Origin of the sequence: Peptoniphilus sp. HMSC062D09, from assembly GCF_001811425.1 — a bacterium.
Classification (GTDB): Bacteria; Bacillota; Clostridia; order Tissierellales; family Peptoniphilaceae; genus Peptoniphilus_A.
Genome location: NZ_KV804745.1, coordinates 167,278 through 168,007, shown reverse-complemented (window position 1 = coordinate 168,007; position 730 = coordinate 167,278). Strand labels below are relative to the sequence as shown.

The following is a 730-nucleotide window of genomic DNA, read 5'->3' as shown; positions in this document are numbered from 1 at the left end:
CCCCAGCAAAACCGCATATCCAAGTATCGTCATGGTACTTGTGTGTATATCTGTTATCTTTATTGTCTTAACTAATACTGCATATATTCCAAGACAAACCATTAAAAAGAGTCCTTGTAGCCCCAGTGCAAACAGTCCTTTGATATAGTTTGTTCCAATTTGTCCCCACTCTTTGTTTCCCATTGTGGCAAATGGAATGGCTGAAACCGATGAGTAAACATAAATCTCAAACATTCTTCCGTAAACCACAAGCATGATTACAATGGAAATTACCTCTATGGCAACCTTTATGAGTGAGGTTTCAAAGAGAATCATGACAAGCTCTCCAAGCCCCTTTTCTTTTAAGGTATCCATCATTGCCACTATCTGATCTCCGGAAACGGTGGCAGAGGTATTTATCACCCCTGCCGCCTTATTTACCATATGTTGTGCCACATCAAAGACTGCCATTGAAAACTCAAAAGCATGAGATACTAACCATACAGCAATCCACATCTTAATGATGTACTTAAAAAATTCAAAGGTGTCCGTATCATGCATATTGTTTTTCTGCATTACCATATTGATAAGCTCAATACAAAGGACTGCTGTGATGATTAGTCCCGCTATGGGAATAATGACGGAATCGTTAATGCTTTTGATAAAGGCAAATACATCTCCGTTCCACCCCATGGGAGTTTTTCCTACATCTGTTGCAACTGCACCAACTTTATCGTTGATGTCAAGAAAC

1 protein-coding gene is annotated in these 730 nt (G+C 39.3%); it reads right to left on the bottom strand.

Going from position 1 to position 730, the window contains the following annotated elements; genetic code table 11:
* Positions 1–730 (bottom strand): VirB6/TrbL-like conjugal transfer protein, CD1112 family (locus HMPREF2801_RS08565; RefSeq protein WP_070611885.1); only part of this gene is annotated, 730 nt, incomplete at both ends.